Consider the following 25,432-nt stretch of genomic DNA (forward strand, 5'->3'; position numbering starts at 1 on the left):
TGCAGCAGGTTCAGCCGGCACGCTTGCCGGTCTCGGGATCGAAGAAATGCAGCCGGTGCGCAGGCAGCGCAGCCGCGAGCGCCGTGCCGCGCGCGGGACGATCCGCGTGCGGCAGGCGCACCGCGACATCGTGATTGCCCCAACGGCCGTGCGCGAGATTGTCCGCGCCGAGCAGTTCGCACGAGTCGACCGGCAGCGTCGCCTGCGCGACGCCCGGCTGCGGCGTCATGTGTTCGGGACGCACGCCGAGCACCCAGTCGCGCCCGGTGGCGATCTCCGTGCCGATGCCGGGCGCGCCGGCGACCGGCAGCGCGGGGCCGCCGCCCGCAACCGTAAACGTCGCGCCGTCGTCCGACAGCCGGCCGTGCATCAGGTTCATCGCCGGCGAGCCGATGAAGCCCGCGACGAACACCGTCGCCGGCTTCTCGTACACGTCGACCGGCGCGCCGATCTGCTCCGCGTAGCCGCGGTTCATCACGATCACGCGCTGCGCGAGCGTCATCGCCTCGATCTGGTCGTGCGTCACGTACACGCTCGTCGTCGCGAGCCGCGCATGCAGCCGCTGGATCTCGAGCCGCATCTGCACGCGCAATTTCGCGTCGAGGTTCGACAACGGCTCGTCGAACAGGAACACCGACGGCTCGCGGACGATCGCGCGCCCCATCGCCACGCGCTGCCGCTGGCCGCCCGACAGTTCGCGCGGCCGCCGCGCGAGCAGCGGCTCGAGCTCGAGGATCTTCGCGGCCGCGGCCACCCGCGCATCGATCGTCGCGCGCTCGATCCCGCGGATCTTCAGCCCGTAGCCCATGTTCTGCGCGACCGTCATGTGCGGGTACAGCGCATAGTTCTGGAACACCATCGCGATGTCGCGGTCCTTCGGCTCCAGCGTGTTGACGACCCGGTCGCCGATCGCGATCTCGCCGTCCGTCACGCTCTCGAGCCCCGCGATCATCCGCAGCAACGTCGACTTGCCGCAGCCCGACGGGCCGACCAACACGATGAATTCACCGTCGGCGATCTCCACGTCGATGCCATGCAGCACGTGCTGCTTGCCGTCGTAGGATTTCCTGACGCCCTTCAAGCTCAGCGCAGCCATACCTGGTCCTTCTCCCGGTTACCGTCGGTCATTCATTTCTCGGAATCGACGAGGCCGCGCACGAACCAGCGCTGCATCGCCAGCACGACGACGAGCGGCGGGATCATCGCCAGCAGCGTCGCCGCCATCACGTATTGCCATTCGGTCGCGGCGTCGCCGCTCGCGATCATCGTCTTGATGCCCACCACCGCAGTCGACAGCGACGCTTCCGTCGTGATCAGGATCGGCCACAGATACTGGTTCCAGCCGTAGATGAACGTGATCACGAACAGCGCGGCGATGCTCGTCTTCGACAGCGGCAGCACGACGTCCCAGAAGAAGCGCAGCGGCCCCGCGCCGTCGATGCGCGCCGCGTCCATCAGCTCGTCGGGCAGCGTCATGAAGAACTGGCGGAACAGGAACGTCGCGGTCGCCGATGCGATCAGCGGCAGCGAGAGCCCCGCGTAGGTGTTCGTCAGGTGCAGCGTCGACACGACCTGCACGGTCGGAAAGATCCGCACTTCCACCGGCAGCATCAGCGTGACGAAGATCAGCCAGAACGCCGTATTGCGGAACGGGAAGCGGAAATAGACGATCGCGTACGCGGACAGGATCGACACCGCGATCTTGCCGACCGCGATCCCGAGCGCCATCGCGAAGCTGTTCACGAGCAGCCGGCCGAACGGCGCCGTCGTGCCGCCGCTGCCGTGCCCCCAGATGTACGCGACGTTCTCGAACAGGTGCGTGCTCGGCACGAGCGACAGCGGCACCGTGAACACTTCCTGCGCGTTCATCGTCGCCGCGCAGAACGCGACGTAGACGGGAAACACGATCAGCACGACACCCGCGATCAGCACCGCGTGGCAGAACAGGTCGAAGCCCTTGCGATTTTCGATCATGCGTATTGCACCCTGCGCTCGACGAAGCGGAACTGGATCACTGTGAGCCCCACGACGATGATCATCAGCACGACCGACTGCGCGCCCGAACTGCCGATGTCGAGCCCCTGGAAGCCCTCCGCGAAGATCTTGTAGATCAGCGTCTTGGTGCTCTGCGCCGGGCCGCCGCCGGTGGCCGCGTCGATCACCGGGAACGTGTCGAAGAACGCGTAGACGAGGTTCACGACCAGCAGGAAGAAACTCGTCGGCGACAGCAGCGGCAGCACGATGTTGAAGAAGCGCCGCACCGGCCCCGCGCCGTCGATCGCGGCCGCCTCGATCAGCGAGCGCGGAATCGCCTGCAGCCCCGCGTAGAAGAACAGGAAGTTGTAGCTCACCTGCTTCCACACCGACGCCAGCACGACGAGGAACATCGCCTGGCCGCCGTTCAGCGCGTGGTTCCACACGATGCCGCCCTTCGCGAGCGCATACGTGATCAGGCCGATGCTCGGGTTGAACAGGAACGCCCACAGCACGGCCGCGATCGTCGGCGCGACCGCGTACGGCCAGATCAGCAGCGTGCGGTACACGCGCGCGCCGCGGATCACGCGGTCGGCGCATGCGGCCAGCAACAGCGACACGACGAGCCCGCTCACGGTGACGAGCGAACTGAACACAAGCGTCGTGCGGAACGAATCGAGATACAGCGGATCGGCGAACAGGTGCGTGAAATTCGCGAAGCCGACGAATTCGCTCGACGTGCCGAACGCGTCCTGCATCTGCGTGGACTGCCACAGCGCGACGCCGGCCGGCCACAGGAAGAACACGGCGGTGATCGCGAGCTGCGGCGCGATCAGCAGGTACGGCACCGGGCTCGTACCGAAACGGGAACGGGATTGCATCGCGGATATCCGGTCAGGCGAAACGGAAGGGAAACCGCGCCGCCGGACGGCACGCGCTCGCGCGCGGCGCCGCCGGCGGCACGACGCGATGCGTGCTCAGCCGCCCGACTTCTCGAAGCGGCGCAGCAGTTCGTCGCCGCGCGACGCGGCCGAATCGAGCGCGTCCTTCGGCGACTTCTTCTGCGCCCAGACCTGTTCGAACTCCTCGTCGACGACCGTGCGGATCTGCGGCATGTTGCCCAGCCGCAGCCCCTTCGTGTACGGCAGCGGCGGCTTGTTCAGCATCTGCTTGATCGCGGTTTCGGCGCTCGGGTTCTTCGCGTAGAAGCCCTGCTGACGCGTCAGGTCGTACGCGGCGGTCGTGACCGGCAGGTAGCCCGTGTCCTGGTGCCACTTCGCGGCGACCGCGGGCGACGCCAGGTAAGAGAGGAATTTCGCGACGCCCTTGTAGGTCGCCGGATCCTTGCCGGCCAGCACCCACAGGCTCGCGCCGCCGATGATCGCGTTCTGCGGCGCGCCCTTCACGTTCGCGTCGTACGGCATCATGCCCGTGCCGTAGCTGAACTTCGCGAACTTCTGCACGTTCGCGAGCGCGCCCGACGACGTCGTCAGGATCCCGCAGTCGCCGCTGTAGAACTTCGCCGACGCTTCATCCTTGCGGCCCGCGTACGTGAACGTGCCGTCCTTCGCCATCTGCTGCAGGAAGGCGACATGTTCGATCTGCTGCGGCTTGTTGAACTCGAGCACGGCGTCGGTGCCGTCGAAGCCGTTGTTGCGGCTCGCGAACGGCAGCCCGTGCCATGCGCTGTAGTTTTCGAGCTGGATCCAGCCCTGCCAGCCGGTCGTGAAGCCGCACGCCATCCCCGACTTGCGCAGCTTCTCGGCATCGGCCTTCACGTCGGCCCACGTCTTCGGCGGCTGGTTCGGATCGAGGCCGGCCTTCTTGAACGCGTCCTTGTTGTAGTACAGCACCGGCGTCGAGCTGTTGAACGGCATCGACACGAGGTGGCCCGTCTTCGCGTCGCTGTAGTAGCTCGCGATGGTCGGCACGAACGCCTTCTCGTCGAGCGTCACGCCGGCCTGCTTGAACACGTCGTAGACGGGCACGACCGCCTTCTTCGCCTGCATCATCGTCGCCGTGCCGACTTCATAGACCTGCAGGATCGCCGGCGCGTTGCCGCTGCGATAGGCCGCGATGCCGGCCGCGAGCGCCTGGTCGTAGGTGCCCTTGAAGACCGGCACGATCTTGTAGTCGCTTTGCGACGCGTTGAACTGGTCGGCGATCGCGTTGACCCGCTCGCCGAGCGCGGCCTCCATCGCATGCCAGAACTGAATTTCCGTCGCGGCGAGCGCCACGTGCTGCACCCCGAACATCAGCGCGCCGCCGAGCGCGATCGAACGAACCAGTGTCCCCGCAGGCTTCTTCTTCATCGACCTCTCCTATGAAAACGTTACCAACAGCGTGTGCAACCTTCCCGTCGCCATTGAACCGGCGAAGTCTAGTGATCGTTTGTGACAGTCAGTTGTCGCTGATGACGAACAGGCGCTGATATTCCTTCAGCGCGAAGCGGTCGGTCATGCCGGCGATGTAGTGCGCGACGAGACGCGGCTGCTGCGCCGCGTCGTCGGACTGGTACGGCGGCGGCAGCAGGCGCGGATCGTCGATGAACGCGTCGAACAGCCCCGTGACGACGCGTTGCGCCTTGCTCGCCATGCGCATCACCTTGTAGTGGCGATACAGGTTCTTGAAGAGGAAGCGCTTGAGGGCCGCTGCCTGCGCGGCGACCTCGGGGCTGTGCGACACGAGCGGCGGCGCGTCGCGCACGTCGTCGAGCGACGCGGGCGCGACGCGCACGAGATTGCGCGTGGTTTCGTCGATCAGGTCGACGATAAGCGTGTTGATGATGCGGCGCACCGTCTCGTGCACGAGACGGCGGCCTTCGAGGTGCGGGAATTCGGCGAGCGCCGCGTCGTAGTGACGCTGCCACAGCTCGACTTCCGCGAGCTGCTCGATCGTGATCAGGCCGGAACGCAGGCCGTCGTCGACGTCGTGGTTGTTGTAGGCGATCTCGTCGGCGATGTTCGCGAGCTGCGCCTCGAGCGACGGCTGGCGGCCCTGCAGGAACCGCTCGCCGAGCGCGCCGAGCTTGCGTGCATTCTCGCGCGAGCAGTGTTTCAGGATGCCTTCGCGCGTCTCGAAGCACAGGTTCAACCCGTTGAACGCGCCGTAGTGCTCCTCGAGCTCGTCGACCACCGCAAGGCTCTGCAGGTTGTGCTCGAAGCCGCCGTGCTCGCGCATGCACGCATTCAGCGCGTCCTGCCCGGCATGGCCGAACGGCGTATGGCCGAGATCGTGCGCGAGCGAGATCGCTTCGACGAGATCCTCGTTCAGTCGCAGGTTGCGCGCGACCGAGCGCGCGATCTGCGCGACTTCGAGGCTGTGCGTGAGGCGCGTGCGGAACAGGTCGCCTTCGTGATTGACGAAGACCTGCGTCTTGTATTCGAGCCGGCGAAACGCGGTCGAATGGACGATGCGGTCGCGATCGCGCTGGAATTCGGTGCGCGCCGCCGGCGGGGTTTCCGGATGGCGGCGGCCGCGTGACTGCGACGCGTGCGCGGCATACGGAGCGAGATGGGCTTCCAGCGCCGCCAGCGTCGGCGGCTCGGCCACCGGCGCAGCGGATGCGCGGCTGGCTTCAGGCAGTGTGCTGCTGGATGTCTCGCTCACGTCTCCTCCATGTCAGGGGCGCCGGCGGATCCGGGCGCCGTTAGCCGGTCGTTTGCGCCAGTGTAGCGAATACCGCTTCGTCCGGCGCCTGCGCGATCAGCGTATCGCCGAATCGCTTCAGCAGGATGAACTTGATCGCGCCGGCCTCAGCCTTCTTGTCGACGCGCATCAGGTCGATGTAGCGCGCATCGCCGAACGCCGGCCCGCGGGTCGGCAGATGCGCGGCCGCGATCACCGCATCGAGGCGCTGCCGCGACGCTTCGTCGAGCAGGCCGAGCCGCACCGACAGGTCGCCCGCCATCACCATTCCGCAGCCGACCGCCTCGCCGTGCAGCCATTCGCCGTAGCCTAGCCCGGCCTCGATCGCATGGCCGAACGTGTGGCCGAAGTTCAGGATCGCGCGCAGGCCGCCTTCGCGCTCGTCGGCCGCGACGACGCTCGCCTTGATCTCGCACGAACGCTTCACCGCATGCGCGAGCGCGGCGGGCTCGCGACGATTCAGCGCATCGACGTTCGCCTCGATCCAGTCGAAGAATGCCGCATCGGCGATCGCGCCGGTCTTGATGATCTCGGCCACGCCGGCCGCCAGCTCGCGATCGGGCAGCGTCGTGAGCGCGCCGATGTCCGCGATCACGGCCTGCGGTTGGTAGAACGCGCCGATCATGTTCTTGCCGAGCGGGTGGTTGATGCCCGTCTTGCCGCCGACCGACGAATCGACCTGCGACAGCAGCGTCGTCGGCACCTGGATGAACGGCACGCCGCGCATGTAGCACGCGGCGGCAAAGCCGGTCATGTCGCCGACCACGCCGCCGCCGAGCGCGACGAGCGTCGTCTTGCGATCGGCGTGATCCGTCAGCAGGCCGTCGAAGATCAGGTTCAGCGTTTCCCAGTTCTTGTATGCCTCGCCGTCCGGCAGCACGACCGTCGACACGCGCTTGCCGAGCGGCGCGAGCGCCGCGCGCAGCGCGTCGCCGTAGAGCGGATCGACCGTCGTGTTCGTGACGATCGTGACCGACGAACCCTTGATGTGGGGCGAGAACAGCTCGGTGCGGCCGATCAGGCCGGCGCCAATATGAATCGGGTAGGCGCGGTCGCCCAGATCGACGTTGACAGTAATCATGCTTGTAGCGGCTTGGCGATGACGCCGGCCAGTTCGAGTTGCATCAACACCATGTTGACGAGACCGTTGACCGACGGACGGCCGGTCTCGATGACGAAATCCGCGCATTCGCGGTACAGCGGGTCACGCACTTCGTACAGCGCTTCGAGACGCCCCTTCGGATCTTCGGTCTGCAACAGCGGGCGATTCTTGTCCTTGCGCGTGCGCAGCCATAGATCGTGCGGGTTGGCGCGCAGGTAGACGACGATGCCGTTGGTTTTCAGGCTGTTGCGGTTTTCCGGGCGCAGCACCGCGCCGCCGCCGGTCGCGAGCACGATGTTCTCGCGCTGCGCGAGCTCGGCGATCACCTGCGTTTCGCGATCGCGAAAGCCGGCCTCGCCCTCCAGCTCGAAGATCACCGGAATGCGCGCGCCCGTACGGGCCTCGATTTCGTGGTCGGAGTCGAAGAACGTCCTGTCGAGACGACGCGCGACCGCACGGCCCACGGTGGTCTTACCCGCTCCCATAAGGCCGACGAAAAATACGTTTGCATGTGGGTCCCGCGCTTGCAACGGCTTCCTCTGCTTCAATCTTGCTGGTGTGTGGCGCAGCTTACTGGCAAAGCGGCTGCCTTGTCGAGCCTGCGCCGGCGGCTTCCGGCCCCGTTTCCTCGGCATCCGCGTCGCCCGCGCCGAGTGCGCCGCAACGCGCATCGACGACGGTCGGCGTGATGAAGACGACCAGTTCGTTGCGTTGGTCGCGCTGCGCGCGGTGCCGGAAAAGCGCGCCCAGAAACGGTATTTTGCCCAAGAGCGGCACCCGCGTCACATCGTTCCGGCTCAGTTGTTCATAGATGCCGCCGATCGCGACCGTCCCGCCATTCTCGACCTCGACGCGCGTCTGCACGTGCTTCGTATGGATCGCGGGGCCGGCCGCGGTCGGCTCGCCGACGCTGTCCTTCGTCACGTCGAGATCGAGCACCACGCGCCCGTCCGGCGTAATCTGCGGCTCGACCTCCAGCTTCAGCGTCGCGCGGCGGAACTGCACGCCGCTCATGCCGTTGCCGACCTTCGCCTGGTACGGCAGCTCGGCGCCCTGCTCGACGATGGCCTTCACGCGGTCGGCCGTCACCACCCGCGGACGCGAAACGATCTGGCCCCGGCCTTGCGCTTCCAGCGCGCTCAACTCGATGTCGAGTACGCGGCTGAGCGGCGCGGCGAACAGCGTGAAGCCGGCGGTCGCCGCATCGAAGCCGCCGAGCGGCCGCGCGGCGAGATCCAGCGCGTTGCGCGCGTCCGCCGTGAAGGACGTGCCCTCGGCCGACGACGGCCGCCCCTGCGCACGCAGTGCGACACGTGCGCCGAGGTTGCGCGAGAAACCCTGCTCGCCTTCGACGATGCGGGCCTCGATCCGGACCTGCCGCGACGGCCGGTCGATCGCGTCGATCAGGCCCGCGATCTGCACGATGCGCGGCGCGAGATCGGTCACGAACAGCAGGTTCGTACGGGGATCGGCCGCCGCCGCGCCGCGCTTCGACAGCAGGCGCTGGCCGGTCGCGCCGGCCAGCAGCCGCTGCACGTCCTGGGCGCGCGGATAGTGCAGCACGAACGTACGGCTTGCGAGCGGCTCCAGATCGGCGGCCCGCGCATGCATGTCGAAGCGCTCGCGTTCGCGCGCGGCCAGCTCGGCGGCCGGCGTGACCCAGATCACGTTGCCGCGCCGGGACATCGCCAGCCCGTGCGTGTCGAGCAGCGTGTCGAACGCGTCGCGCCAGCGGACATTGTTCAGACGTAACGTGACCGTGCCGCGCACCTGCTCGCCGACGACGATATTGAGCCCCGTGAATCGCGCGATCGCGTCGAACGCCGCCGCGAGCCCGACGCCCTGCAGATTCAGCGAGATCCGCCGCTCGTCGTCCGTATCGCCCGGTTGCCGTGCCGCGGCGTCGCTCATCCGGGCCGGCGGCGCCAGCGGGATCGGCGGCCCCTCGAGCGCGGGGACCGGCGCGGCGGCTTCCGTCTGCAGCGCCGTGCGCGCCGCCTGATCGAACGGCGGCGGGCCAGCGTCCTCCGCTACCGCGCTGTCCACGCTGTCGGCCACGCGCAGCGGCTGCGGCAGGCGCGGCACCGACACATTCGTCGGCCCGGCCGGCCAGACCGCCGGCAGCGGCGGCACCGACGCGCTTGCGCCGGCCGCCGTCACGCCGGCCCAGATGACGAGCATCCAACAGCCGTGCTTCGTCATGGCCGGCCTCCGTCGTCAAGCACAAGCCGCTGCGATCCGTCCGCCGTCGCAAGCGTCACGGCCGCGCGGTCGATACGCACCACGCGCGCGGCCCCCAGCACCTCGCCAGGTGCGACGGCCGTGAACGCGCCGTCGCCGTCGTCGAACAACGCGAGACCGGTACGCGCGTCGCGAATCGTGCCGGCAAGGCGGGCTGCGCGCCCCGCCGCTTCGGCGAGGCCCCCCTCGCCGAACGGATCGGCGTCGGGTGCAGCGGCGCGAACCGGCGTGTTGCCCGCCGCGGCCGTTGTCGCCTGCAGCGCCGGAAATACGTCGACGGACATATCCACCCGCGCCGCCGACATGCCACGCTCGATACGCAGCGCCGACGGTACCGCCAACACCGGGAAGCGCGCCAGCCCGCCAACCATATGCAGCAACGCGTAAAAGCCGCCGTCCGCGGCGATGTGTACGGTGCGTCGGCCGTCCGGTGCCGCGCCATCGGCGCGCCGCGGCTCGATCGATACGCCGTGCAACCCGCTCGACGCGGCGAGATCGGCCAGCGCCAGCATCAGCGCGGCCCATTCCGGCGTAGGCGGCAAGCGATCGTCACGCGTCGACGCAGGATGCCCGTCGCGTCGTTGTCCGGCGGAAGCCAGCACGCGCTGCGCGTCGGCCGCGCGCGCCTGCGCCGCGGCGAGCAACGCGCGACTACGTGCCAGCCCGCTCCAGTCGGCCGCATTCGCCAGATGAATGCCGCCTGCCAGCACGGCCGCGAACGCCAGCACGCAACCCGCGGCATGCGCGGCGGCCGCCGACACGCGCGGCATGTGGCCCGCCCTGGCGCCCGCGCGCAGCGCCGGCCAATGCGCGAGCGCCGTCATGCGCCCCCTCCCGACACCGTCCGCGACGACGTCGCATCGTGCCAGCGCAACTGCACCGAGAACCGGAACGGCATCCCGGCCGTCGAAGCCGGCGCATCCGACGCAGGCTTCAACGTATCTATATCGATCCGCCAGTCGCGCTGCTCGCGCGCCATCGCGGCGAGCCACCGCGCAGCCGCCCGGTAACTCGCGGCGCGCGCATCGAGCACGGCGCCGGTCGTCGTCATGCGCAGCGCATCGAGCCGGACATGATCGGCGCGCACCTGCTTCAGGGTCGCCAGCAACCCGGCCAGGCGCCGGTAAGGTGCGGCCAGCGCAGCCGCCTGCGCGTCGCGCCGCGCGACGGCGGCGGCTGCATCGGCCGCGCGCGTCGCAACGGCCACCCGCGGCTGCACCTGTCGCAGCCGCGCCTCCACGCCGGCGCGCTCGGCATCCACCCGCCACCGCGACAACACCGCAGCGCCCGTCCACAGACCGGCGCCAAGCACGCCGAGCAGGATCGCCACACCGCACTGCGTGGCCCGCCGACGCCGCAATGCCCGCGCCAACCGCTCGCGGTACGGCAGCAGGTTGAAGTCGCCGAGTACCGCCTGTACGAGCTGCTGCGCCGCCGCGCCGTCTCCGTTTGCCGCCACGTGACCGGCCGTCATTCCCACACCCCACGCAACGCCAGCCCGAACGCGACGGCAAACGCCGGGCCGCCTGGCACGGCGGCGCGCGCGCACGGCAGGCCGTCCCAGCCCGTGCAGTCGAACGGGACCACTGCCGTGCCGAGCACGTCGCCGATCTCGGCAATCGACGTATCGAAGCGGGCGATACATCGCTCGTCCCCGGCGACGAGTACGCAGCCCACGCCCCCCAGCACGCGCCGACGCAACGCATCGGGAAGCGCCTCCGGCAACGTGCCGGACAGGGAGAGCACCTGCATCGCCGAGCGTCCCTCGATTCGCCAGCCGCGCACGCCCGCGTCGCAGAACCAGAGCACGGCGTACGCGCCCTGCGCATCGAGTTCGAACCGTGCGGCATAGCGCAGCGCGCGCAGCACGGCGGCCGACTCGCCGTCGATCACCGTCAGGTCGATACCGGCCTGCGCGGCCACGTCGATCCGCCGCTCGAGCAGCGCCAGCGGCGCGACCGCCACCGCGATCTCGCCGGACCGCGCGCCGCCGTAGTGCCGCCAGTCGAACGCGAGACTGTCCGGCGCGAGCCCCGAGATGCGTTCGGCGGCCTGCCGCGCGGCGTCCGGGATGTCGCCGCGCCCGGCCAGATCGAGCGTCGCGGTGCGCATCTCGTCATCGTGCAGCGCCATCACGCCGCGCGCGTCGCACTGCACGTCGGACGCCGACAGCCGCGCCACGGCCGCCGCCAGCGACCGCGCGACCGCCGCCCAACGCGCGTCCTCCGGCCCGCCCGCCAAGCCAACCGGTTCGCGCTCGAGCCCCTCGACGCGCACCTCCGCTTCCCTGCCGCGCCGGCTCAGCACGGCCACCCTCACTTCGTGCGCACCGACGTCGATTCCCGTCGACCGGTGCCTGCCCTGTGCAAACCGCGCCACCCATCGTCCTGCCATCCCAGCCTCCCGAGATCGTCGCGGCCCACGCCGCGCATCCGAGACCTGATTCTGCAAAGCGACGCGCGCCGCCGACAGTCGGCCAAACGGCCAGCATTGGTCCACGGCGGCCGTGCACGGACTATGCTGACGGCACGCCGACCCGCGGCTTGGCGACGGGCGGCCCCCGCGTCAGGAGCGCTCTTACCGGGCAGCTATAATCGCGGGACTGTTTTCCGGTATGCCTATGCAATCCACGACTCCTACGTCCCCGCCTCCCGCCCCGGAGCCGAAGAAGCGGCCCTGGTGGCAAAAAGTCCTGCTCGGCTTCGCCGCGATGTGCGTGGCCCTCGTCGTGGCCGGCGGCCTCGTGCTCGGCTACGCGCTCGTCGTGGCCTGGCCGAACATGCCGTCGCTCGATGCGCTGACCGACTATCGCCCGAAGGTGCCGCTGCGCATCTACACGTCCGATCACGTGCTGATCGGCGAATTCGGCGAGGAGCGCCGCGACGTCGTCCATTTCAAGGACGTGCCCGACTCGCTGAAGAAGGCGATCCTCGCGATCGAGGATGCGCGCTTCTACGATCACGGCGGCGTCGACCTCACCGGCATCATCCGCGCCGGCTTCGTCGCGCTGACGAACGGCCACGCGTCGCAGGGCGCGAGCACGATCACGATGCAGGTCGCACGCAACTTCTTCCTGTCGAGCGAGAAGACCTACACGCGCAAGATCTACGAGATGCTGCTCGCGTACCGGATCGAGCGCGCGCTGACGAAGGATCAGATTCTCGAGGTCTACATGAATCAGATCTATCTCGGCCAGCGCGCGTACGGCTTCGCGAGCGCCGCACGGGTCTATTTCGGCAAGGACCTGAAGGACATCACGCTCGCGGAAGCCGCGATGCTCGCGGGGCTGCCGAAGGCGCCGTCCGCGTACAACCCGGTCGTCAACCCGAAGCGCGCGAAGGTACGCCAGGAATATATCCTGCAACGGATGCTCGAGCTGAACTTCATCACGCGCGAACAGTACGACGAAGCGTCCGCGCAGCCGCTCGTCGTCAAGGGTCCGGGCCGCGATTTCAGCGTGCACGCGGAGTACGTCGCCGAAATGGTCAGACAGATGATGTACGCGCAGTACCGTGAGGAAACCTACACGCGCGGCTTCAACGTCGTCACGACGATCGATTCCGCGGATCAGCAGGTCGCGTACACCGCGCTGCGCAAGGGCATCATGGATTACGAGCGCCGTCACGGCTATCGCGGGCCGGAAGGCTTCATCGAGCTGCCGGCCGGTGCCGACGACCGCGAACAGGCGATCGACGACGCGCTGCTCGAGCATCCCGACAACGGCGAGCTGATCGCCGCGGTCGTGACGGCCGCGAGCCCGCGCCAGATCACGGTGGCGTTCATCGACGGCAGTACCGCGACGATCGACGGCGACAACCTGCGCTTCGCGTCGGGCGCGCTGTCGGCCAACGCGCAGCCGAACCGCCGGATCCGCCCGGGCGCAATCGTCCGCGTGGTGAAGAACGACGCCGGCAAGTGGTCGATCACGCAGTTGCCGCAGGTCGAGGGTGCGTTCCTGTCGATCGTCCCGCAAGACGGCGCGATCCGCTCGCTCGTCGGCGGCTTCGACTACAACAAGAACAAGTTCAACCACGTCACGCAGGCATGGCGGCAACCGGGTTCGTCGTTCAAGCCGTTCATCTACTCGGCGTCGCTCGACAAGGGCCTCGGGCCGGCGACCGTGATCAACGACGGCCCGCTGTATTTCAGCGCCGCGGAAACGGGCGGCCAGCCGTGGGAGCCGAAGAACTACGGCGGCGGCTTCGAGGGCCCGATGTCGATGCGCACCGCGCTGCAGCGCTCGCGCAACCTCGTGTCGATCCGGATCCTGAACCACATCGGCACGAAATACGCGCAGCAATACATCACGCGCTTCGGCTTCGACGCCGAGCGCCATCCGGCCTACCTGCCGATGGCCCTCGGCGCCGGCCAGGTCACGCCGCTGCAGATGGCCGGCGCGTACTCGGTCTTCGCGAACGGCGGCTACCGCGTCAATCCGTACCTGATCGCCGAGGTCACCGATCCGAACGGCGCGATCGTCGCGCGCGCGCAGCCGCTCGTCGCCGAGCAGAACGCGCCGCGCGCGATCGACGCGCGCAACGCGTACGTGATGAACAGCCTGCTGCAGAGCGTCGCGCAGCGCGGCACGGGCGCGCGGACCAACGTGCTGAAGCGCGCCGACCTCGCGGGCAAGACCGGCACGACGAACGACTCGCACGACGCCTGGTTCGCCGGCTACCAGCACACGCTCGCCGCGATCGCGTGGATCGGCTACGACAATCCGCGCAGCCTCGGCGATCGCGAAACCGGCGGCGGCCTGTCGCTGCCGGTCTGGATCGACTACATGGGTGCGGCGCTGAAGGGCGTGCCGGAATTCAAGCCGACGGTGCCGCACGGCGTCGAGTCGCTCGGCGGCGAGCTGTATTTCACCGAGTTCACGCCGGGGCACGGCTTCGTGTCGACGGTCGGCGTGCCGCAGGCGCCGGCCGCGCAGAACGTCGACGAGGCCGTGCCGCACGTCGACGAACAGGAAAAGCAGGACATCATGAACCTGTTCCAGGGCCACTGACCCGCGGCCCGACCATGAAAAAAGCGCCCCGCGGGGCGCTTTTTCTTTGGGCACGACATTCGGGACCCGCTGCCCCGGCCGTCACGCGCCGAACGTGATCGGCAGGCCGGCCTGCTGCGTCGCGTATTCGGTGAGCGCCGAGAAGAACTCGGTGCCCGTGCGCGTATCGCGCCACGCACCGTCGACGAAACGGTAGTGGAATCCACCGGCCTTCGCGGCGATCCACACTTCCTTCATCGGCGGTTGCAGGTTGACGATGATCTTCGAGCCGTTTTCGAACGTCAGCGTCAGCACGCTGCCGTTGCGCTCCAGATCGATGTCGTGATCGCCGTCGTTCGCGACGTCCACGGTACGCTCGACGGCCGCCAGCACGGCCTCGGCACGGGCCAGGTATTCAGTATCGGACATGCTAAACTCTATCGGTTAAATTGTTCAGGGACGATCATGCGAGTCGTTTTCCGGATGAGCGCGATTGTAGCGGCTTTGGCGATTCTTGCCGGCTGCGGTCAAAGCGGCGCGCTCTATCTGCCCACCGTACCCCCGATGCCCAAGCCGATCCAGCAGCAGAACACGCCGCCGTCGGACGTGAAACCGACCGACGAAAACGCGTCGTCCGACGAGACGCCTGACACGTCCGGCTCGCCGCTCACGCTGTCGCCCGAACTGTCGAGCACCGCATCGACCATGCCCGCCCCGGCATCGGGCCCGGTAGCCACGAAGTAACGACGCGATGCCGCCCGCGCGGCGCGCGCAACGAGGCGATGACTCCCCGGTCATCGCCTTTTGTTTTTTCGGGCCGCCGCGTCACGCACGCACGCGCCGCCAGCCCCACGCAACCAGCCGCCAGCCGAGCAGCGCGGCGACGATCGCCGCGTAGAGCTTCGGCTGCGCGAGATCGTGCTTGCCGGCCCGCATCCACCAGAAGTGCAGCACGCCGAACAGCGCGATCGCATAGATCGCGCTGTGCAGCGTCGCCCAGTGGCGCCCCAGCCGGCGCACCATCGCGCGCGGCGACGTCGCGGCGAGCGGAATCAGCAGCACGAACGCCGCGAAGCCGACGGTGATGAACGGGCGCTTGCCGACGTCCTTCAGGATCGCGACGACGTCGAACCACTTGTCGAACCACAGGTAGGTCGTGAAATGCAGCGTCGCGTAAAAGAACGCGAACAGCCCGATCATCCGGCGAAAGCGCAGCAGCGACGCGAAGCCCGTGATGCGCCTGAGCGGCGTGACGGCAAGCGTGATGCACAACAGGACGAGCGTCCACAAGCCGGTCGAGCGCGTGATGAATTCGATCGGGTTCGCGCCCAGCCGGTCCGTCAGCCCGAACAGCACGACGCGCCCGAGCGGATACAGGCCGGCCGCGAACGCCAGCACCTTGGCCGGTGCGAGCCAGCGCGGCGCGGCGGGACGGATCGCACCGGTCCGCGCGGTGCGTGCGGCCGACCGGACACCCGCGGCGCGCTCGGAAGTGAGCGTCGAAGGACGCATGTCGTTTCTCACCGTCGTGCTCAGAAATTCTTCTTCAGGTCCATGCCCTGATACATCGAGGCGACCAGATCGCCGTAGCCGTTGAACATCAGTGTCTTGCGCTTCGGCGTGAAAAAGCCGTCCTCGCCGATGCGCCGCTCGGTCGCCTGGCTCCAGCGCGGATGATCGACGTTGGGGTTCACGTTCGAATAAAAGCCGTACTCGTTCGCGGCGTACGTGTTCCAGCTCGTCTTCGGCTGCTTGTCGACGAAGCGGATCTTCACGAGCGACTTCGCGCTCTTGAAGCCGTACTTCCACGGCACGACGATCCGCACCGGCGCGCCATTCTGGTTCGGCAGCACCTGGCCGTAGACGCCCATCGTCAGCAGCGTCAGCGGATTCATCGCCTCGTCCATGCGCAGCCCTTCCGAATACGGCCAGTCGAGCACGGGCGTCGACAGGCCGGGCATCTGCGACGGATCGGCCAGCGTGACGAACTGCACGTATTTCGCGTTGCCGGTCGGCTGCACGCGCTTGATCAGCTCGGACAGCGGCACGCCGATCCACGGGATCACCATCGACCAGCCCTCGACGCAGCGCAGCCGGTACACGCGCTCCTCGAGCGGCGCGAGCTTCAGCAACTCGTCGAGATCGAACACTTTCGGGTGCTGCACCTCGCCTTCGACGCTCACGCGCCACGGGCGCGGCCGCAGCGTGCCGGCGTTCTGCGCCGGGTCGCTCTTGTCGGTGCCGAATTCGTAGAAGTTGTTGTAGGACGTGATGTCCTTGAACGGCGTCACCTTGTCGATGGCGACGAACTTCGGGTTCGTTTTTGCCGCGAGCTTCGCCGTGCGCGGATCGGGCGACGCATACGCGGCGAGCGCCGCGCCGCTGGCGCCAAACAGGCCGCCCGCGGCCGCGAGGCCGGCCGCCTGCAATACGCGCCGCCGGTTCTCGAACACCGCGCGCGGGGTGATCTCGCTCGGCGCGATGTCCGCGCCGGTCAGTACGTTACGCAAAGGGCGTTTGATCCACATCGTGCAGTTCCTCCCGCATGCGCGGCGCGCATGCTTCATCAGCGTTCGACCCGGCCCGTCACGCGCCGTTCGACGCCCGGTTCGCCCGCCGCGTTACAAAAGAAAACCGCCGGGCACGCAGTGCACCGGCGGTTCGATAGTCGGACGAGCGTCGGAAATCTTACAGTTTGCCGTAGCTGTGCAGCCCGGACAGGAACATGTTGACGCCGAGGAACGCGAACGTCGTGACCAGCAGGCCGGTGAGCGCCCACCACGCGGCCACCGCGCCGCGCAGGCCCTTCATCAGCCGCATGTGCAGCCACGCCGCGTAGTTCAGCCACACGATCAGCGCCCAGGTTTCCTTCGGATCCCAGCTCCAGTAGCCGCCCCACGCTTCGGCCGCCCACAGCGCGCCGAGGATCGTCGCGATCGTGAAGAACGCGAAACCAACCGCGATCGACTTGTACATCACGTCGTCGAGCACTTCCAGCGTCGGCAGGCGATCCGCGAGGATCCCGCGCTCCTTCATCAGATACGCGACCGACACCATCGCCGACAGCGCGAAGCTGCCGTAGCCGATGAAGTTCGCCGGCACGTGGATCTTCATCCACCAGCTTTGCAGCGCCGGCACGAGCGGCTGAATCTGCTGCGCATCGCGTGCGACCGAGTACCACATCAGGAAGCCGACCGCCGCGCTGATGACCAGCAGCACGAACGCGCCGAGCGAACGCGTGCCGTAGTGGCCTTCGTAATACAGATAAAGCAGCGCGGTGATCAGGCTGAACAGGACGAACACTTCATACAGGTTCGACACGGGGATATGCCCGACGTCCGCACCGATCAGGTAGGACTCGTACCAGCGCACCATCAGCCCGGTGAAGCCCATCAGCACGGCGACCCACGTGAGCTTCTGGCCGATTGCGGCGCCCGTTTCGGAGCGCGCGAGCAGGCCGATCCAGTAGAAGATCGTCGCGAGCACGAACAGCGCGCTCATCCACAGGATCGCCGACTGGCTCGACAGGAAGTACTTGAGGAAGAACGCCGAATCGGCGCGCGCGAGATCGCCCTGGTAGATCTGGATCGACAGCAGCGACAGCACGGCAATCGACGCCATCATCAGCCGCGCGGGCTTCCAGCGCCAGCCGAGCGCGACAAGCGCCGGCACGGTGCCGATCATCACCGCCTTGTCGTAGTAATCCATGTGCGCGTTGTAGTGCACGAGCGCATAGCCCGCGCCCGCCACCAGCGCCAGCGCGAACAGCCAGTCGAACAGCGACAGGCGCGCGAGGAACGGACGGTCGTCGAACAGCGGCGACGCTGCCGGCGCCGTACGGGAAGAGGAAACTTGCGTGAGATCCATGATGTTACCGGGTGGAATTCTCGGAATCGGAACCGCCGCCGGCAGGCGCGCGGGCCGTCGAAGCCGCACCGGCGGGTGCGGCGTCGCGAGGTGCGGCGTGCAAGGCGGCGCCGGCCGCGTCGCGCGTCTGCACGAATTCTTTCTCGAAATCGAAGGTCTTGCGGGCCGTGGACATGGCCATCACCACCTCGACGCCCGAACCGGCGTCCTTCAGCCAGAACCAGAGCCGCCGCTCGCGCACGTAGAACATCGAGAAGATGCCGGCGACCAGCAGCAGGCTGCCAAGATACACCAGATTCTTGCCGGGCGCGCGCGTCAGCTGAAATACCGAAGCTTGCACCTGCTTGAAGGAGTCAAGCTGCAAATAGACCGGCGATCCATACAGGAAGCTGTCGGATAGCGCATTGATCGCGTTCTGCACGAAGCGGATCGTGTCGGCGCCTTGTTGCGCGGCCGGCTCGCCCGCATGCTCGCGCGCGATCTGCCACACCTCCCACATCGAGCCCTCGAGCATCCGCAACAGCAGGCTCGCGGCCTTCTCCTGCTCGCCCTTCGGCACCGAGCGGTCGATGAACGTCGCCACCGCCTGGAAGCCGCCGATCGGCTGGCCGTCCGCGCCGCGGCCGACGCTGTCGTCGCTCGCCGCGAAAAGGGTCAGCACCTTCGACGCACTGTCCTGCAGGCGCCCGCGCAGCGACGCGTCGCCCGGCAGCGAGCGCTGCGCGAAGCGCGCGGCGGCCTCGGTGCGCACGGCCGGATCCTCGAGCGCGGCGCGCAGGCGCATCCATTCGCCGATCGAATCCTGGCTGTCGGCCGGAATCCGCATGTAGCGGAACGGATCGTTCGGACTCGCGCGCACGCCGGCGAGGAACACGCGCTCGCCGTTCATGTCGACGGGTAGCATGTAGTTGTTGAATTCGCGCGCCTGGCCGTCCTTGCCGCGAATCTTGTACTGCACCGACGGCCCGATGTTGTGGAGCTGCGTCGGCTTCGACGTCTTCGCGCCCGAGCCGAGCCGCTCGTCGAACACTTCCTTCAGCGAGCTGGTGGTCGCGACGCCGCGCACGTCCGGCTTGCCTTTCGCGTCGGCCATGTTCTCGACGTTGATCGCGCGGAAATCGGAGAATTCGATCGTGTCGCCGTCGGCGCCCGGGACCTGCAGCGGCGCCGAGCTGCCGATCGTGCCCTTCACGGGGACGGTCGCCGCGTGGCTGCCCGTCATCGGATAGGCCGTCATCTGCATCTGCGAGCCGCCGTCCTGGAAGCTCGACTGATAGATCGACACGCCCTTGTACGTGAACGGCTTGTTGACCTCCACCCGCGCCGGGATCTTCCGGCCGGTCTCGCGATCGATCACGACGATGTCGCTCGCGAACAGCTTCGGCATGCCGGTCGTGTAGTAATCGACGATGAATTTGTCGAGCTGGATCGAGAACGGCAGATCCTGAATCAGCGAGCCGCTCGGCTGGTTCAGGATCGCGGTCGACACGAACTGGCCCTCCGGCACCCACGCGTAGCCGCGGAAGGTCGGGTTCGACGCGGACAGCCGATGGTCGGGCGAGATATCGCTGATCGTCGCGCTCGTGTTGACCGGGCTCTTGCCGAACATCAGCATCTGGAATTTGATCGGCAGGTTGCTGTCGAGCAGGCCGCCGATACAGATCACGACGATCGCGAGGTGCGCGGAGATATAGCCCCACTTGGTCATCGCGCCGCGCTTCGCGGAGATCAGCGTCGCGCCGTCGGTTTCACGCACGACGTGCTTGTAGCCAGCCTTCGTGACGAAGGCGGCGAGCGTCGCCGCGACGCTCGCGCGCGTGCCGGACGCCGTGTATTCGGCCTTGTGGTGGAAGGCGCGCAGGCTGCCTTCGCGGACCTTGTCCTTCCAGCTCTTCGCATCGGCGAGCATCTTCGGCGCGTTGCGGATCACGCACAGCGAGATCGACGTGACGAGGAAGATCAGGATCAGCATGAACCACCACGCGCTGTACACGTTGTACAGGCCGAGCGAACGGAAGATGTCCGCCCAGAACGGCCCGAACTGGTTCACGTAGTTCGGATACGGATCGTCCTGGGTCAGGACCGTGCCGATGATGCTCGCGATCGACAGCACCACCAGCAGCGCGATCGCGAAACGCATCGAGCTCAGCAACTCGACCGCACGTTTCGACGCACCCTGACCCGACTTCGACTGCAACCCCGACGTGGTAACGCTCATTCAAACTCCGACTAAGGGGAAACCACCCCCACGCTCACTATGTTCGCTCGGGGAGCGCAGCTCCCCATCGCCTGCCAGCCGCGCCATCCCGGCCCGGCGAGTGCCGGCAAAAAAGAAGGGCGAGGCAACCGCGACGGCGCGGCGCCCCACCCTTTTCTTGTTCTGACTCCGGCCGCCCTTCGGGCGCCCGGTCATTCCATTCGCGGCTGACCGCTCAACGCAGGCCCGCGATGTAATCCGCGACGGCCTTGATCTCGGTATCCGAGAGCCGCGACGCGATCTGATGCATCGCCTCGTTGTTGTTGCGCGCGCCGGCACCCTGCTGGAACGCGGTCAACTGCGCGACCGTGTAATCGGCCCATTGCCCCGACAGACGCGGGTACTGGACCGGGATCCCCTGCCCCGTCGGCCCGTGGCAGCTCGCGCAGGCGGGAACGCCCTTTTCCGCGATGCCGCCGCGATAGATCTTCTGGCCGATCGGCACCGTCGCCGCATTGCGTGCGGTACCGAGCTTCGTCGTCTGCGACCCGTAGTACGCGGCGACGTTGCGCATGTCGTCCGCGCTCAACGCGCTCGCGAATCCGACCATCACCGCGTTGTTACGCACCGGCCCCTTCGCGCCCGGCTGCGTCTTGAAGTCGTTCAACTGCTTGACCAGATATTCGGGATGCTGGCCGGCGAGCTTCGGGAAACTGCCCGACGCGCTGTTGCCGTCGGCGCCGTGACACGACGCGCAGACCTGCCCGGCAATCGCCTTGCCGCGGTCCAGATCCGGCTTGGCCGCATCTGCCGCGTTTGCCTCCGCTACGAAACCTACGAACCCTGCTGCAACCTGAAGCACCATCAGAGACTTGCACAGTCGATTCATTCGCACACCCTGTTTCGTCTTGTGGGAATTTGAGGTTCTGCAAAAAACGACGGCGTTCAGTCTACCGCAGAAGCCACATAAAAGCGCGAGGCAGGCGCCCGGTGGCCTTCGGCAAAACCGCCGTATTGTACAATATCGTGCTGAAAGCTCCCGCGCCTATCGGGGCTACCCCGCCTCCACCACGCGGCTCGCGCCGCCCGTCCTTCCGGTTCCCATGGCCTTTCTGCTCCATCAAGCCCGCTTCTACACGACCGTCAACCATCTGCGCGACCTGCCGCCGACGGTCCAGCCGGAAATCGCGTTCGCGGGCCGCTCGAATGCCGGCAAGTCGACGGCGATCAACGTGCTGTGCAACCAGAAGCGGCTGGCCTTCGCGTCGAAGACGCCCGGCCGCACGCAGCATATCAACTACTTCTCCGTCGGCCCGGCCGCCGAGCCCGTCGCGAACCTCGTCGATCTGCCCGGCTACGGCTATGCGGAAGTGCCCGGCGCCGCGAAGGCGCACTGGGAAATGCTGCTGTCGTCCTATCTCGCGACGCGCTCGCAGCTCTGCGGCCTGATCCTGATGATGGATTCGCGCCGTCCGCTGACCGATCTCGATCGGCGCATGATCGAATGGTTCGCGCCGACCGGCAAGCCGATCCACACGCTGCTGACCAAGTGCGACAAATTGACGCGCCAGGAAAGCATCAACGCGTTGCGCAACACGCAGAAGGGGCTCGACGCGTATCGCGACCAGGGCGTGAAGGGCAAGCTGACGGTCCAGCTGTTCTCGGCGCTGAAGCGCACGGGGCTCGACGAGGCCCATGAACTGATCGAGAGCTGGCTGCGGCCGTCCGTCGCCGACGAAAACAGCGAGCCTGTAGCACAATGAGCGGGCAACGCGCGGCTGGGATCGGCCCTGCGCACCTGACGGCGCCTGCGGATTCGGCCGGCTCATAAAAAAACCCGCCGTTGAACGGCGGGTCAAACAGCCTAATCGAAAAACGACAGGCACCCGCTCAGGGAGGAGAAGCGGGGAGCTGCACGCAACGCGTGCCGCTCGATCGCTATCATATACCAACGATCTCGAAAATGACCTAAGGGTTCCGTAAGGTCCTTCTTGCCCTGATTTCTGCCAAATCGCCATGAGCTTCCATCCGCTTCATCGTCCGCGCCGGATGCGCCGCGACGACTTCTCCCGCCGCCTGATGCGCGAAAACCGCCTGACCACCGACGACCTGATCTACCCGGTATTCGTCGTCGAAGGCACCAACGAGCGCCAGCCCATCCCGTCGATGCCCGGCGTCGAGCGCGTGTCGGTCGATCTGCTGATGCACGTCGCCGAGCAGTGCGTCGAACTCGGCGTGCCCGTGCTGTCGCTGTTCCCGGCCATCGAGCCGTCGCTGAAGACACCCGACGGCCGCGAGGCGGCCAATCCGGAAGGCCTGATCCCGCGCGCGGTGCGCGAGCTGAAGAAGCACTTCCCCGAACTGGGCGTGCTGACGGACGTCGCGCTCGATCCGTACACGAGTCACGGCCAGGATGGCGTGCTCGACGAAAACGCCTATGTGATCAACGACGACACGATCGAGATCCTGGTCGACCAGGCGCGTGCGCAGGCGGAAGCCGGCGTCGACATCGTCGCGCCGTCGGACATGATGGACGGCCGCATCGGCGCGATCCGCGAGATGCTGGAAAGCGACGGCCATATCCATACGCGGATCATGGCCTATTCGGCGAAGTTCGCATCGGCGTTCTACGGCCCGTTCCGCGATGCGGTCGGTTCGGCGTCCAACCTGGGCAAGGGCAACAAGATGACCTACCAGATGGATCCGGCGAACAGCGACGAAGCGCTGCGCGAAGTGCGCCTCGACATCGACGAAGGCGCCGACATGGTGATGGTCAAGCCCGGCATGCCGTATCTCGACATCGTGCGCCGCGTGAAAGACGAGTTCCGCTTCCCGACCTACGTGTACCAGGTGAGCGGCGAATACGCGATGTTGAAGGCGGCCGCGATGAACGGCTGGCTCGACCACGACAAGGTCGTGCTCGAATCGCTGCTCGCGTTCAAGCGTGCGGGCGCCGACGGCGTGCTCACGTACTTCGCGCTCGATGCCGCGCGTCTGCTGAAAGCGCAGCGCTGATCGCGCGCCGGCACGCGCCAGCAAAAACGGCGGGACACCTCGGTGTTCCGCCGTTTTTTGTTTACCGTCGATCGCGACCGTCAGCCGGCCGCGGATCTTCCGTTCGCCGGTCGCCGCAGCCGCCCGTCGTCATACCGTCGGAACGGCCGCCCGATCGAGGCTGCGCAGGAACGTGTCGGCCGCCTGATAGCCGACCACGCGGCCGATCTCGCGGCCATTGCGATCGAAGAAGATGATGCCCGGTGGCCCGAACAGGTTGAAGCGCTTGAGCAGCGCCTGATCGTCCGGGTTGTTCGCGGTGACGTCCGCGCGCACGAGGTGAAGCTGCGCGAGCCGCGCCTGCACGCGCGCGTCGGTGAAGGTCAGATGCTCCATCTCCTTGCAGCTCACGCACCAGTCGGCGTAGAAGTCCAGCATCACCGGCTGGCCCGACGTCTTCAGCAGCGCGTCGAGTTCGCCGCTGGAGCGCACCGGGGCAAACGCGGGGCCGTCCTGCGCGGCAGCCGCGCCGGCCGTCGCCGCGCCGCCGGACGCCACCGTACGCGCCGCCAGCACGGCCAGCGGCTTGACGGGATCGGTCGAGCCCGCAGCCAGGCCGACGAGCAGCGTCGCGGCCCAGATCGCGAGCGCGGCGCCTACGCCGCGGCCCAGGCGGCGCCAGATCGACGCGGCGCCGGCATTCGGCGTGAACAACCCGAGCGCTGCGGCGGCGATCAGCAGCCACAACGCCGCGAGCACCATCTTCAGCCCGCCCGCCAGCACCGGCCACACGATCCACAGCGCGGCCGCGAGCAGCACGATGCCGAAGAACACCTTCACGCCGTCCATCCACGCGCCTGCGCGCGGCAGCACCGTCCCCGCTCCGACGCCGACGACCAGCAGCGGCACGCCGAGGCCCAGCCCCATCGCGAACAGCGCCGCGCCGCCGAGCCACGCATTGCCGGTGTGCGCGATGAACGCGAGCACCGCGAACAGCGGCGCCGTCATGCACGCGCCGACGACCAGCGCCGACAACGCGCCCATCGCCGCGACCGCGACGAAGTGGCCGCCCTGGCGCGCGCTCGATGCCTCGGCCGCGCCGTTCTGCCAGCGCTCCGGCAGCGCGATGTCCTTGCCCGAGATCAGCGACACCGCGAACGCGCTCAGCAGCACGCCGAACGCGCCGAGCACCCACGGGTTCTGCAACCATGCGCCGAGGCTCTGGCCGACCAGCGCGGCGGCGATGCCGAGCACCGTGTAGACCAGCGCCATGCCGACCACGTAGGTCAGCGACAGCGCGAAGCCGCGTGCATGCGTCGCGCGCGTGCCCTGGCCGATGATGATCGCGGACACGATCGGAATCATCGGGTACGAACACGGCAGCAGGCTCAGCACGACACCCGCGACGAAATAGAGCGCGACGATCGTGAAGAAGCCGTGGCCTTCGAGCAGCGACTGCGCGAAATCGGCGCTCGTGACCTTGTCGAACCAGCTGCCCGCGGCAGCCGTGTCGCCGGACGGCGACGCGGCGCCGAGCGCGGCGCCATCGACCTTCATCACGTGCTCGGCCGGCGGATAACAGATTCCTTCGTCCGCACACCCTTGCGACGTCACCGCGAGCTCGAACGGCCCGGCCGCCTGCTTCACCGGCACGTGAACGACGACTTCATCGCGGTAGGTCTCGACGTCCTTCTGGAACGTCTGGTCGAACTTCACGTGGCCGGCCGGGAATTGCGGCTCGCCGAGCGTGGCTTGGCCGCTTTTCACCGCGAACGCGAAGCGCTCCCGGTACATGTAGTAGCCGTTGGCGATCTTGAAGCGGACGTCCACCTGTCCCGGCGATTCGCTCGCGCTGCACTTGAACGCAACCGACGGATCGAGGAAATCGTCGGCCGCACGCGCGGCGGACAGCCCGCTCAGCACGAGCACGAGCACGAGCACGAACGACAACAGGACCGCAAGAAACCGCAGCGCGCGCACGCGCACCGAAAGCGCCATACCGTTAAACATGAAATAAACGTTGAGTTTCGTTGGTCACCCATTGGCCATACGCGGCCGATGCCGTCGTCTGCCACGAGACGATTTCAGGCGTCTCGTACGGATGATGCGCGAGAATAAATCGCTCCAGTTCGAGCGCCCGAACCGGGCTCGTCTTGAACAGCAACTGGATCTCGTCGGCCGTTTCGACCTTGCCCTGCCAGTGATAGCGCGACTTGATCGTACCGAGCTCCGACACGCACGCGGCAAGCCGCGCGTCGAGCGCGCCGTCGGCGAGCGCCGCGGCCGTCGCCGCATCGGGGACCGTCGTCAGCATCAGCACCACTATCATCCGCTCTCCTCGCTGGTCTGCAGGCGCCTGCCGGCGCCGGTTACCCGTCCAGGGACCGCACCGGTTGCCCGTATCGTAGCGCAGCCCGCGCAA

The 25,432-nt window shown here is 67.6% G+C and carries 23 protein-coding genes; 4 read left to right on the forward strand and 19 right to left on the reverse strand.

Annotation, left to right across the window (positions count from 1 at the left end; genetic code table 11):
• Positions 1-10: 10 nt before the first annotated feature.
• The 11 genes from J8I35_RS20800 to J8I35_RS20850 all read right to left on the reverse strand — a co-directional run bounded on the left by J8I35_RS20800 (position 11) and on the right by J8I35_RS20850 (position 11,359).
• Positions 11-1,096: a sn-glycerol-3-phosphate import ATP-binding protein UgpC gene (locus J8I35_RS20800; protein ID WP_050013145.1), complete on the reverse strand. Its 1,086-nt coding sequence runs from the start codon at positions 1,094-1,096 to the stop codon at positions 11-13.
• Between the two features lie 32 nt (positions 1,097-1,128).
• Positions 1,129-1,974 carry a sn-glycerol-3-phosphate ABC transporter permease UgpE gene (gene ugpE, locus J8I35_RS20805; RefSeq protein WP_050013146.1) on the reverse strand — a complete coding sequence of 282 codons (846 nt, stop codon included), beginning with the start codon at positions 1,972-1,974 and terminating at the stop codon, positions 1,129-1,131.
• Positions 1,971-2,855, reverse strand: a complete 885-nt coding sequence (gene ugpA / locus J8I35_RS20810; RefSeq protein ID WP_027783324.1) for a sn-glycerol-3-phosphate ABC transporter permease UgpA — start codon at positions 2,853-2,855, stop codon at positions 1,971-1,973. The genes ugpE and ugpA overlap by 4 nt, the downstream gene beginning before the upstream one ends.
• Before the next feature lie 96 nt (positions 2,856-2,951).
• Positions 2,952-4,286, reverse strand: a complete 1,335-nt coding sequence (gene ugpB, locus J8I35_RS20815; RefSeq protein ID WP_089488077.1) for a sn-glycerol-3-phosphate ABC transporter substrate-binding protein UgpB — start codon at positions 4,284-4,286, stop codon at positions 2,952-2,954.
• Between the two features lie 88 nt (positions 4,287-4,374).
• The gene (locus J8I35_RS20820; RefSeq protein WP_235356187.1) at positions 4,375-5,559 is read right to left on the reverse strand and encodes a deoxyguanosinetriphosphate triphosphohydrolase; all 1,185 of its coding nucleotides are present in this window, start codon (positions 5,557-5,559) and stop codon (positions 4,375-4,377) included.
• A gap of 64 nt (positions 5,560-5,623) precedes the next feature.
• Entirely contained in the window at positions 5,624-6,703 is a 1,080-nt protein-coding gene (gene aroB / locus J8I35_RS20825) for a 3-dehydroquinate synthase (protein ID WP_209926796.1), read from the reverse strand.
• Positions 6,700-7,254 carry a shikimate kinase AroK gene (gene aroK, locus J8I35_RS20830; protein ID WP_050013150.1) on the reverse strand — a complete coding sequence of 185 codons (555 nt, stop codon included), beginning with the start codon at positions 7,252-7,254 and terminating at the stop codon, positions 6,700-6,702. The genes aroB and aroK overlap by 4 nt, the downstream gene beginning before the upstream one ends.
• A 40-nt stretch (positions 7,255-7,294) precedes the next feature.
• Entirely contained in the window at positions 7,295-8,926 is a 1,632-nt protein-coding gene (gene pilQ, locus J8I35_RS20835) for a type IV pilus secretin PilQ (protein WP_209926798.1), read from the reverse strand.
• Positions 8,923-9,789, reverse strand: a complete 867-nt coding sequence (locus J8I35_RS20840; RefSeq protein ID WP_209926800.1) for a pilus assembly protein — start codon at positions 9,787-9,789, stop codon at positions 8,923-8,925. Before J8I35_RS20840 ends, pilQ begins: the two co-directional genes overlap by 4 nt.
• Complete coding sequence (locus tag J8I35_RS20845) at positions 9,786-10,439, reverse strand: fimbrial protein (protein WP_209926801.1); 654 nt, start codon at positions 10,437-10,439, stop codon at positions 9,786-9,788. Before J8I35_RS20845 ends, J8I35_RS20840 begins: the two co-directional genes overlap by 4 nt.
• On the reverse strand, positions 10,436-11,359 hold the full coding sequence (locus tag J8I35_RS20850; protein WP_209926803.1) for a competence protein ComA: 924 nt from the start codon (positions 11,357-11,359) through the stop codon (positions 10,436-10,438). The genes J8I35_RS20845 and J8I35_RS20850 overlap by 4 nt, the downstream gene beginning before the upstream one ends.
• A 220-nt stretch (positions 11,360-11,579) precedes the next feature.
• On the opposite strand from J8I35_RS20850, the gene J8I35_RS20855 reads away from it, so the two are divergent.
• Positions 11,580-13,973 (forward strand): penicillin-binding protein 1A, encoded by a 2,394-nt coding sequence (locus J8I35_RS20855; protein ID WP_209926805.1) that lies wholly within the window; start codon positions 11,580-11,582, stop codon positions 13,971-13,973.
• A gap of 81 nt (positions 13,974-14,054) precedes the next feature.
• Here J8I35_RS20855 and cyaY read toward each other — a convergent pair whose 3' ends face one another.
• Positions 14,055-14,381 carry an iron donor protein CyaY gene (gene cyaY, locus J8I35_RS20860; RefSeq protein WP_050013156.1) on the reverse strand — a complete coding sequence of 109 codons (327 nt, stop codon included), beginning with the start codon at positions 14,379-14,381 and terminating at the stop codon, positions 14,055-14,057.
• Between the two features lie 36 nt (positions 14,382-14,417).
• Between cyaY and J8I35_RS20865 the strand changes: the two genes are divergently transcribed.
• The gene (locus tag J8I35_RS20865) at positions 14,418-14,696 is read left to right on the forward strand and encodes a lipoprotein (RefSeq protein ID WP_209926806.1); all 279 of its coding nucleotides are present in this window, start codon (positions 14,418-14,420) and stop codon (positions 14,694-14,696) included.
• A gap of 81 nt (positions 14,697-14,777) precedes the next feature.
• Here J8I35_RS20865 and msrQ read toward each other — a convergent pair whose 3' ends face one another.
• From msrQ to J8I35_RS20890, 5 genes are all read right to left on the reverse strand, one after another.
• Entirely contained in the window at positions 14,778-15,464 is a 687-nt protein-coding gene (gene msrQ, locus J8I35_RS20870) for a protein-methionine-sulfoxide reductase heme-binding subunit MsrQ (RefSeq protein WP_209926808.1), read from the reverse strand.
• 20 nt (positions 15,465-15,484) lie between these two features.
• Complete coding sequence (gene msrP, locus J8I35_RS20875; protein WP_124557469.1) at positions 15,485-16,480, reverse strand: protein-methionine-sulfoxide reductase catalytic subunit MsrP; 996 nt, start codon at positions 16,478-16,480, stop codon at positions 15,485-15,487.
• A 160-nt stretch (positions 16,481-16,640) separates the two neighbouring features.
• A complete protein-coding gene (gene ccsB / locus J8I35_RS20880) occupies positions 16,641-17,819 on the reverse strand; it encodes a c-type cytochrome biogenesis protein CcsB (RefSeq protein ID WP_050013160.1) in 1,179 nt (392 codons plus the stop codon).
• Between the two features lie 4 nt (positions 17,820-17,823).
• A complete protein-coding gene (locus tag J8I35_RS20885; protein WP_050013161.1) occupies positions 17,824-20,037 on the reverse strand; it encodes a cytochrome c biogenesis protein ResB in 2,214 nt (737 codons plus the stop codon).
• Positions 20,038-20,251: 214 nt separating this feature from the next.
• Positions 20,252-20,905, reverse strand: coding sequence for a c-type cytochrome (locus J8I35_RS20890; RefSeq protein ID WP_050013162.1), 654 nt, complete (start codon positions 20,903-20,905; stop codon positions 20,252-20,254).
• A 214-nt stretch (positions 20,906-21,119) separates the two neighbouring features.
• Here J8I35_RS20890 and yihA point away from each other — a divergent pair, with 214 nt between their 5' ends.
• Positions 21,120-21,779: a ribosome biogenesis GTP-binding protein YihA/YsxC gene (yihA, locus tag J8I35_RS20895; RefSeq protein WP_050013163.1), complete on the forward strand. Its 660-nt coding sequence runs from the start codon at positions 21,120-21,122 to the stop codon at positions 21,777-21,779.
• Positions 21,780-22,032: 253 nt separating this feature from the next.
• Positions 22,033-23,031, forward strand: coding sequence for a porphobilinogen synthase (gene hemB / locus J8I35_RS20900; protein ID WP_050013164.1), 999 nt, complete (start codon positions 22,033-22,035; stop codon positions 23,029-23,031).
• A 129-nt stretch (positions 23,032-23,160) separates the two neighbouring features.
• On the opposite strand, the gene dsbD is transcribed toward hemB, so the two are convergent.
• Positions 23,161-25,020 (reverse strand): protein-disulfide reductase DsbD, encoded by a 1,860-nt coding sequence (gene dsbD, locus J8I35_RS20905; protein WP_209926809.1) that lies wholly within the window; start codon positions 25,018-25,020, stop codon positions 23,161-23,163.
• Positions 25,013-25,339 carry a divalent-cation tolerance protein CutA gene (cutA, locus tag J8I35_RS20910; RefSeq protein ID WP_124557466.1) on the reverse strand — a complete coding sequence of 109 codons (327 nt, stop codon included), beginning with the start codon at positions 25,337-25,339 and terminating at the stop codon, positions 25,013-25,015. The genes dsbD and cutA overlap by 8 nt, the downstream gene beginning before the upstream one ends.
• Between the last annotated feature and the right edge of the window lie 93 nt (positions 25,340-25,432).

The sequence above is a fragment of the Burkholderia sp. CpTa8-5 genome (genome assembly GCF_017815045.1).
Lineage (GTDB): Bacteria > Pseudomonadota > Gammaproteobacteria > Burkholderiales > Burkholderiaceae > Burkholderia > Burkholderia sola.

Excerpts from the sequence above, each read along its gene's own strand:
- J8I35_RS20800 (WP_050013145.1), bottom strand. The coding sequence starts at position 1,096 with ATGGCTGCGCTGAGCTTGAAGGGCGTCAGGAAATCCTACGACGGCAAG.
- ugpE (WP_050013146.1), bottom strand. The coding sequence starts at position 1,974 with ATGATCGAAAATCGCAAGGGCTTCGACCTGTTCTGCCACGCGGTGCTG.
- ugpA (WP_027783324.1), bottom strand. The coding sequence starts at position 2,855 with ATGCAATCCCGTTCCCGTTTCGGTACGAGCCCGGTGCCGTACCTGCTG.
- ugpB (WP_089488077.1), bottom strand. The coding sequence starts at position 4,286 with ATGAAGAAGAAGCCTGCGGGGACACTGGTTCGTTCGATCGCGCTCGGC.
- aroB (WP_209926796.1), bottom strand. The coding sequence starts at position 6,703 with ATGATTACTGTCAACGTCGATCTGGGCGACCGCGCCTACCCGATTCAT.
- pilQ (WP_209926798.1), bottom strand. The coding sequence starts at position 8,926 with ATGACGAAGCACGGCTGTTGGATGCTCGTCATCTGGGCCGGCGTGACG.
- J8I35_RS20840 (WP_209926800.1), bottom strand. The coding sequence starts at position 9,789 with ATGACGGCGCTCGCGCATTGGCCGGCGCTGCGCGCGGGCGCCAGGGCG.
- J8I35_RS20845 (WP_209926801.1), bottom strand. The coding sequence starts at position 10,439 with ATGACGGCCGGTCACGTGGCGGCAAACGGAGACGGCGCGGCGGCGCAG.
- J8I35_RS20850 (WP_209926803.1), bottom strand. The coding sequence starts at position 11,359 with ATGGCAGGACGATGGGTGGCGCGGTTTGCACAGGGCAGGCACCGGTCG.
- J8I35_RS20855 (WP_209926805.1), top strand. The coding sequence starts at position 11,580 with ATGCCTATGCAATCCACGACTCCTACGTCCCCGCCTCCCGCCCCGGAG.
- cyaY (WP_050013156.1), bottom strand. The coding sequence starts at position 14,381 with ATGTCCGATACTGAATACCTGGCCCGTGCCGAGGCCGTGCTGGCGGCC.
- J8I35_RS20865 (WP_209926806.1), top strand. The coding sequence starts at position 14,418 with ATGCGAGTCGTTTTCCGGATGAGCGCGATTGTAGCGGCTTTGGCGATT.
- msrQ (WP_209926808.1), bottom strand. The coding sequence starts at position 15,464 with ATGCGTCCTTCGACGCTCACTTCCGAGCGCGCCGCGGGTGTCCGGTCG.
- msrP (WP_124557469.1), bottom strand. The coding sequence starts at position 16,480 with ATGTGGATCAAACGCCCTTTGCGTAACGTACTGACCGGCGCGGACATC.
- ccsB (WP_050013160.1), bottom strand. The coding sequence starts at position 17,819 with ATGGATCTCACGCAAGTTTCCTCTTCCCGTACGGCGCCGGCAGCGTCG.
- J8I35_RS20885 (WP_050013161.1), bottom strand. The coding sequence starts at position 20,037 with ATGAGCGTTACCACGTCGGGGTTGCAGTCGAAGTCGGGTCAGGGTGCG.
- J8I35_RS20890 (WP_050013162.1), bottom strand. The coding sequence starts at position 20,905 with ATGAATCGACTGTGCAAGTCTCTGATGGTGCTTCAGGTTGCAGCAGGG.
- yihA (WP_050013163.1), top strand. The coding sequence starts at position 21,120 with ATGGCCTTTCTGCTCCATCAAGCCCGCTTCTACACGACCGTCAACCAT.
- hemB (WP_050013164.1), top strand. The coding sequence starts at position 22,033 with ATGAGCTTCCATCCGCTTCATCGTCCGCGCCGGATGCGCCGCGACGAC.
- dsbD (WP_209926809.1), bottom strand. The coding sequence starts at position 25,020 with ATGTTTAACGGTATGGCGCTTTCGGTGCGCGTGCGCGCGCTGCGGTTT.
- cutA (WP_124557466.1), bottom strand. The coding sequence starts at position 25,339 with ATGATAGTGGTGCTGATGCTGACGACGGTCCCCGATGCGGCGACGGCC.